The sequence below is a fragment of the Pseudomonas sp. BNK-30 genome, from assembly GCF_047456185.1.
In the GTDB taxonomy this organism is placed as follows: Bacteria; Pseudomonadota; Gammaproteobacteria; order Pseudomonadales; family Pseudomonadaceae; genus Aquipseudomonas; species Aquipseudomonas putida_E.
This window is the reverse complement of record NZ_CP179904.1, coordinates 4,911,537-4,919,431: the sequence shown is the minus strand read 5'-3', so window position 1 is coordinate 4,919,431 and position 7,895 is coordinate 4,911,537. Positions and strand designations below refer to the sequence as shown.

Sequence of the window (7,895 nt, the reverse complement as noted above, 5' to 3'; positions counted from 1 at the left end):
ATTGACCTTATGGTCGCCATCCTAAACAATCGGCAATGTAATGTCACATTGATATTTGAACGGTTGCTATCCCTTCCTTTAGTACTAATACCAGTGCCCCGTCGGAAGCTGCTCATCGGTCAAATCAGGTTGTCATTTTCCAGACCTGAACCGCTTCGGCCGTGATTCAGGACAACAGCGCCCTCGGGGATCAGTAAAAATGCGTGCGTCACTGTTTACCGCTCTTCCATTCGCCTTTGCCGCCACTTTCCTGCAAGCACAAACCTTGCCCGAAGCCATGCAGAAAGCCCTTGAGGTGCACCCGGAGATCCAGGCGGGTGTCAACGCCCGAGTGGCGGCCGATTACCAGCTGCGTGCGGCCAAGGGCGGCTATTTGCCGCGGGTAGATGTGACCGCTGGTTATGGACGAGAGGGGACTGACAGCCCGAGCACCGGCAACCGCTGGGAAACCCTCAATCGCGGTGAGTCAGCAATCCGTCTTCGCCAAATGGTTTTTGACGGTTTTGCCACTTCTAACGAAGTAGGCCGTCAACAAGCCACCGTTAATGCCCGCGCCTACTCGCTGATGGACACCTCGGAGCGCACCGCGCTTGACGTGGCCCAGGTTTACCTGGACGTGCTGTCGCGCCGCGAAATGGTTCGCCTTGCCGAGGAAAACCTGCGCAACCACGAACGTATCCTCGACCAGATCAAACTGCGTACCAGCCGTGGTGTTGGCCGCCTGGCTGACCTTGATCAGGCCGAAGCCCGTCTGGCTCAAGCGCGCAATAATTTGATAACCGAGCAGACCAACCTCGCCGATGCCAACACCAACTTCCTAAGCGTGGTAGGCCAGATGCCGGATGAACTGAGCGCCCCGGCGCCTTTCATCGACCTGCTGCCGGCAACTCTGGATGAGGCGCGCGCGCAGATGGTAGAGAGCAGCCCAGTACTGCGCTCGGCAGAGTCGGACATCGCCGCGGCTGAGAAACAGTACGACGCAGCGAAGTCGAGCTTCTATCCGCGGTTCGATGCAGAACTCGGAAGAACGGCCGATAACAACATCGACGGCACTGTCGGCCACAACAATGAGTGGCAGGCCATGCTGCGCATGAACTTCAACCTGTACGCCGGCGGCAGCAACAAGGCTGACCTGGAGTCCAAGTCATACTTGGCCAACCAGGCGCTGGATATTCGCAATAACGCCCTGCGCCAGCTCAACGAAGAACTGGGCCTGGCATGGAATGCGCAAGAGAACGCCAACGCCCAGTTGCCTATCGCCCAGCAATACGTCGATCACAGCAACCGGGTACGCAGCGCTTACCAGCAGCAGTTCAGCCTCGGCGAACGCACACTGCTCGACTTGCTCGACAGTGAAAATGAAACCTTCACTGCTCAGCGTCGTCTGGTTGAGGTGAAGAACATACAATTGTTTACTCAATACCGAATCAAGGCGACCATTGGCCAACTGCTCAAGAGCCAGGGTGTCGTAGCACCGATGGCCACCGTTGTGCAGAATGATGTGAAACCGCGAGTGAACCTGCCAGGCATGAACTGAGGCGCACCCGCACCATCTACCCGCAAGGATGAAGAGAGCGCCGCGTGGAATCCGAAGTCAGTCGAGTGCAACTCAGCCACGATCCACGCAGCCAGCACGATGACCCGTTGCTGGATAGTCTGCTGACCCTGTGTGTTCTGCACCAGAAGCCCGCAAGCAGGGCCATGCTGACTACCGGCCTGCCCTTGCCGGCCCAGCGCCTGACCCCTGATCTGCTGCCTCGTGCGGCTGCCCGTGCCGGGCTGCAAGGGCGCGTACTTCAGCGCAAGCTGGAGCAGATCCCGAGCATCGCCATGCCGGCCATGCTGCTGCTCAATGAGGGCCGCAGTGCAGTGCTGGTGGGCTGGGAAAACGAAGACACCGCCCGCCTGCTGCTCAGTGAAAGCGACGGCGGTGAGGTGCTGGTGAGCCGCGAGGCGCTGCAGGGCGACTACAGCGGCAAAGTGTTCTTCGCCCAGCCGCAGCACAAGTTCGATGTGAACCACGGCAACCTCATCCCGCGCGCCCGCTCCTGGTTCCGCGACACGTTGATGCGCAGCAAATGGCTGTACATCGACGCCATTGCTGCCAGCTTGGTGATCAACCTGATTGCACTGGCTGCGCCTTTGTTCGTGATGAATGTGTACGACCGCGTGGTTCCCAACCAGGCCACGTCGACGTTATGGGTGCTGGCGGCAGGCATCGGCTTCGCCTACATATTCGACCTCATTCTCAAAGGCCTGCGCGGCCTCTGCCTGGACCTTGCGGGCAAGAAGACCGACCTGATCATTTCAGCCACGCTGTTCGAGCGGATCGTCGGCATGTCGATGAAGTATCGCCCTGCCCGGGTCGGCAGCTTTGCCCAGAACATTCACGAATTCCAGGGCCTGCGCGACTTCCTCGCTTCGCTAACGCTGACCACCCTGATCGATCTGCCGTTCACCCTGCTGATCCTGCTTGTCATCGCCATCATCGGCGGGCATCTGGTATGGATCCCGGTCCTTGCGTTCCCGCTGGCTTTGGGCATCGGCTATGCGCTGCAGAAGCCGTTGATGGCGACCATGGAGCGCACCATGGCGCTGGCATCGGAGCGCCAGTCCAGCCTGATCGAAACGCTGGCCGGCCTGGACGCAGTCAAGGTCAACAACGCCGAGAGCGAACGCCAGTACATGTGGGAGCAGACCCTTGGCACCCTCAGCCGCCTCGAGCTGCGCGTCAAAGTGCTGTCGAGCCTGGCCATGAACATCACCTTGCTCATCCAGCAGTTGGCGGGGGTGGCGATGATCTGCGTTGGCGTTTACCTGATCATCGACGGCAACCTGAGCATGGGCGGCCTGGTCGCCTGCTACATGCTCAGCGGTCGAGCGCTAGGCCCGTTGAGCTCGCTCAACGGTTTGCTGGCCCGCTACCAGCAGGCCAAGGTGACCATGGTGGCCACCGACCAGATGATGGAGCTACCGCAGGAGCGCAATTTCGAAGAACGTCCTCTGAGCCGTCAGGTGCTGCAGGGCGCGGTCGAATTCCGGGGTGTAGATTTCACCTATCCCAATCAGCAGAACCTGGCGCTCAAAGGCATCAACCTGAATATCCGCCCGGGCGAGAAGGTCGGCATCATCGGCCGCAGCGGCTCGGGCAAAAGCTCGCTGGCCAAGCTCATCGTCGGCCTGTACGAGGCTGACAATGGCTCCTTGCTGGTCGATGGCGTGGATATCCGCCAGATCGACGTCAGTGAGTTGCGCCATAACATCGGCTATGTCCCGCAAGACATTCAGTTGCTGGCAGGCACTTTGCGCGACAATCTTGTCAGCGGTGCCCGCTACATTGAAGACGAATTGATCCTGCAAGCCGCCGAGCTGGCCGGCGTGCATGAATTCGCTCGCCTGCATCCCGACGGTTACGAACTGCAGGTCGGCGAACGCGGCCAGAACCTTTCCGGAGGGCAGCGGCAGAACGTCGCCCTGGCTCGGGCGCTGCTGCTCAACCCGCAGATCCTGCTGTTGGACGAACCCACCAGTGCCATGGACAACACGGGGGAAGAACGCCTCAAACAGCGCCTGGCTGCGGTCATCGAGGGCAAGACCGTTTTGCTGGTGACCCACCGGGCGTCCTTGCTGTCGCTGGTGGACCGGTTGATCGTCATCGATCGAGGACAGATTGTTGCGGATGGCCCGAAAGCCGCCGTCATGGATGCGCTTAAAAAGGGGCAGATCAGTGTTGCATAAGCTGGATATGGGGCGTTTCAAGGACAGCCTGCGCCGTTACTTCAAGGGCTCGGAGTCCCTTGCCGGGCAACCGCTGCCGGAGGTCAACAAAGCGCTGATCGAAGACGCGCCACGCATCGTGCGCCTGACTATCTGGGGCATCATCGCGTTCTTCCTGGTCATGATCATCTGGGCCAGCGTGGCCCCCATCGATGAAGTTACCCGCGGTGAAGGCAAGGCCATTCCATCCTCCAAAGTGCAGAAAATTCAGAACCTGGAAGGCGGCATCGTCGCGCAGATCTATGCCAAGGAAGGGCAGATCGTCGAAGTCGGTGAGCCATTGCTGCGGCTGGACGAAACGCGCTTCGCATCCAACGTTGGTGAAACCGAAGCCGATCGTCTGGCGATGGCGCTGCGAGTGCAGCGCCTGAGCGCCGAAGTGGACGACAAGCCGCTGCTGATCGACGAAGAGCTGCGCAAGGCCGCACCGAGCCAGGCCGCCAGCGAGCAGTCGCTCTATCAGAGCCGGCGCCAGCAACTGCATGATGAGATCAGCGGCTTGGAACAGCAACTTGTGCAAAAACAGCAGGAACTGCGCGAGTTCACCTCCAAGCGGTCACAGTACGCCAACAGCCTGCAGTTGCTGCGTCAGGAAATCGCCATGTCCGAGCCACTGGTGGCCCAAGGCGCTATTTCCCAGGTGGAAGTGCTACGCTTGCGCCGCGCAGAAGTAGAGAACCGAGGGCAGATGGACTCCACCGCACTGGCCATCCCCCGCGCCGAAGCGGCTATCAAGGAAGTGCAGAGCAAGATTGAAGAAACCCGCGGCAAGTTCCGCAGCGAGGCGCTGACCCAGCTCAACGAGGCACGTACCGAGTTGAACAAGGCCACCGCCACGGGCAGGGCGCTGGATGACCGGGTCAACCGCACAATGGTCAGCTCGCCGGTACGTGGCATCGTCAAGCAGTTGCTGGTCAACACTGTCGGCGGCGTGATCCAGCCGGGCAGTGATATCGTAGAGATCGTGCCGCTGGATGATAGCCTTGTAGTCGAGGCGAAGATCCTGCCCAAGGACATCGCATTCCTGCACCCGGGCCAGGAAGCGACGGTCAAGTTCACGGCCTACGACTACACCATATACGGCGGTTTGAAGGCCACGCTGGAGCAGATCGGTGCCGACACCATCACCGATGAAGACAAGAAGACCACGTACTACCTGATCAAGCTGCGCACGGAAAAAAGCCACTTGGGCACTGACGAGAAACCGTTGCTGATCATCCCAGGAATGGTAGCAACGGTGGATATCATGACGGGCAAGAAGACCATCATGAGCTACCTGCTAAAACCCATCATGAAGGCCCGTGCTGAAGCCCTGCGCGAACGCTGACTGTCACAGGTGCAACCACCCTGAGGAAGGGCGCTGCACCTGCTCTGTCAGGCCGAAGTCAGCGCCAAGGGGCAGGCTCGCCCACCAACTGCCCCTGAATACCTTGAACCTCCATTTCCAGTAGCACCTGTCGCTCTCCTTCGGTCTCGACCCGCTCGGCAATCAACGGCAGATCAATACTGTGCGCTGCCCGCTGAATTGCTTCGATGAACAAACGCTTGTGTTGCTCTTGGTCAATATTGCGGATGTAGCTCCCGTCGATCTTCAGGTACGCCAGGCCCAAGTGCGCCAGGTTACCGATCATGCTGAAGCGGCCACCAAAACGCTGCAGCGCCAGCCCGAAACCAAGCCCGTGCAAGCGTCGAGTCAACTGCTCGAGCGCGGCTTGCGCAGGCAATTGCTCTTCGCCGATTTCCAAGACCAAGCGTGGCCCCAGTGCGGTGTATTGCCCAAGCAAATCGTATACCCGCTGCAGAGCGTTGGGGTCGGCCAGGGTCGCAGCCGACAGGTTGAGCGCAAGCACCTGATCATGGCTACGCAAGTGCGCCAGCACTTTTTCGAGCACCAGCACATCCAGCCGCGGCATCCAGCCAAAGCGCTCGAGCCACGGCAGAAAGCGGCCGGCCGGCACTGCCTCGCCTTCATCATCGTGCAGCCGTGAAATGACTTTGTAGTGCAGCAAGCGCTGCTTGTCCTTGCAATCCACAACCGGTTGGAAGAACAGTTCGAACTGACCTTTGACGAAGGCTTGCTCAAGCCGCGTGTGCCAGGCGTGATGGCTATCGCCGGCAACAGCCGCGGCACCCTGCTCAAGGCAAACCCAGCCGGGTGTCGGCTGATTTTCAGCGCGGGCCAGGGCCTCATCGGCAAGTTTCAATAGCGCTTGCGGCGCGTCGCCGGGGCTGAACGGCGCAAGGCCGATACAGGCTACCGGGTCGACATCGGTGGCGCCGGTCTCGTGCAGACTCTGCAGCGTAGCCTCCAAGGCCTGGGCGAGCTGCACCGCCTCTTCGTGCACCATACCTGGGGCGAGCACGGCGAACTCACCGCCACGGCTGCGGGAAATCAGGTCTTTGGTCTCCGGGAACTTGGCACAGGTACGCTGCAGCTGTACACCGACCGCCTGCAACAGCTGGTCGGTGCGTTGGCCGCCCAAGCGGGCGTTAAGCCCTGTGAGGTCCTGAACACGCAGCAACAGTAGGTAACCCGCCCTCGCTTCTTCAAGGTTGCTGACTCGGGTATTGAGCTGCATTTCAAAGTAACGGCGGTTGGACAACCCGGTCAGGTTGTCCTGATACGATTCGGTACGTAGCCGCTCGCTGCGCTCGGCCTGCTCGTTGAACAGGGCCTTGAGCTTCTCCACCATCTGGTTCATGGCTTGTACCACACGACGCAACTCGGGCGTGCGCGGCAGCTCAGGCAGGCTGAGGAACTCGCGGCGGGCGATGGCGTGGGACTGCTCGACCATGTAGTCCAGCGGCCGCAATTGACGACGTAACAGCAAGGCTCCGAGTACCGCGCTCGCTGCACCGCAGAGCAGCAGCCAGCCCAGGCTGCCCAAGGCGCTCTGCCAGAGTTTGGAGATGGCGAACATCGGGTGGCTAATGACTTCGACACGCGCAGCTTGTTGCCAACCTCGGCTGACGAGGGCATCACCGCCGGCAGCTTCGAGGCCTATCAGGTGGATGAACCAGGCAGGAACACCACCAGGATCTGGCTGCGCGTGACGCTCCACCAGCACCGCATTCGAGGCCAGGTCGACGACCTTGATGCTCGAATAATAGCCACTGTCAAAGATTGAACTGACCATGAGCTCTACCATGGCCGGGTCATCGATGTTTGGCGTCAACGAGAGCGCCAGCGCCGTGGCAGCGTCCTGGGCATGTGAGCGCAGCTGGTTGACGTACTGGCTGCGTGAACTCTCCAGGCTGACCATGAAACTGCCGCTGAACGCGACCACCAGGAACAGGCAAATGGCCAACAGCAATTGTTTGAACAGTGACATCTGTGCTCCTTCAGTAAACCGGTTCGGCCGGGAACCCTTCGGCCTGCATTTTCTTTAACAGGTCCTGCCAGCGTGACAAACGCTTGGTGTCACCGACTTTCTTGTTACCCGCAGCACCGGTCAACCAGAGGCCTTCACCATTGAAGGCGTAGACCGGCAAGAGGTCAGTACGCTGGCTGGCCGGCTTGATCGCGTCCATCAGGCTATCGAGTACCAGCGGCTGGGCTTGTGGGCTTGAATAATAGGTCAGCACCATGTGCGCGCGATTCTGGCGCAAGGCCTTGACGTAGGTGATGCGCAGCTTTTCACTTGGGATACCCATGCGGCGCAGGCTGAAATACTTGGCGATGGCGTAGTCCTCGCAATCGCCGGCGCCCTTGATCAAGGCCTGGATGGGCGTGGCCCAATAGTCGACTTCACGCCACAAGTCGATGTCTTCGACATAGCGTAATTGCTGGTTGAAAAACAGGTTGGCTGCCTGCAAGCGTTGTAGCTCTGAGCCTTGGTTTTGCGTGGCCATCATGGCTTGCCAGGCATCGATGCGGCCCTTGCCGGCACCCAGTGGGCCATACAGGGTCTGTGACTTGCGACTGATCTGGGAAAAATCCCAATCCGCATGCAAACCGCCCAGCAGCAAGCTGCCCAGCAAAATGGCAAGGCCGACACATCGCGCGGCGGTTTTGATTACCCAAGGTATCGCCACTGCGAAGACCTGTTTAGACCAGTCGAAAGCAGCGATGGTGAGGTCTGTCAGCATAAAAAACAATGGCATCCTGCAATCATGCC

The 7,895-nt window shown here is 59.9% G+C and carries 5 protein-coding genes; 3 read left to right on the top strand and 2 right to left on the bottom strand.

Annotated elements, in window-relative coordinates; all coding sequences use genetic code 11:
• Window positions 1-199 precede the first annotated feature (199 nt).
• The 3 genes from ACMGGN_RS22815 to ACMGGN_RS22805 are packed head-to-tail and all read left to right on the top strand — an operon-like array spanning window position 200 to window position 5,104.
• Entirely contained in the window at window positions 200-1,537 is a 1,338-nt protein-coding gene (locus tag ACMGGN_RS22815; RefSeq protein WP_119687964.1) for a TolC family outer membrane protein, read from the top strand.
• Window positions 1,538-1,581: 44 nt separating this feature from the next.
• Window positions 1,582-3,738, top strand: coding sequence for a type I secretion system permease/ATPase (locus ACMGGN_RS22810; protein WP_115273161.1), 2,157 nt, complete (start codon window positions 1,582-1,584; stop codon window positions 3,736-3,738).
• Window positions 3,739-3,745: 7 nt separating this feature from the next.
• Window positions 3,746-5,104 (top strand): HlyD family type I secretion periplasmic adaptor subunit, encoded by a 1,359-nt coding sequence (locus ACMGGN_RS22805; RefSeq protein WP_414156851.1) that lies wholly within the window; start codon window positions 3,746-3,748, stop codon window positions 5,102-5,104.
• A gap of 58 nt (window positions 5,105-5,162) precedes the next feature.
• Here ACMGGN_RS22805 and lapD read toward each other — a convergent pair whose 3' ends face one another.
• Window positions 5,163-7,109: a cyclic di-GMP receptor LapD gene (gene lapD, locus ACMGGN_RS22800; protein WP_414156312.1), complete on the bottom strand. Its 1,947-nt coding sequence runs from the start codon at window positions 7,107-7,109 to the stop codon at window positions 5,163-5,165.
• Between the two features lie 10 nt (window positions 7,110-7,119).
• Window positions 7,120-7,866, bottom strand: a complete 747-nt coding sequence (gene lapG, locus ACMGGN_RS22795) for a cysteine protease LapG (RefSeq protein WP_376778894.1) — start codon at window positions 7,864-7,866, stop codon at window positions 7,120-7,122.
• Window positions 7,867-7,895 lie beyond the last annotated feature (29 nt).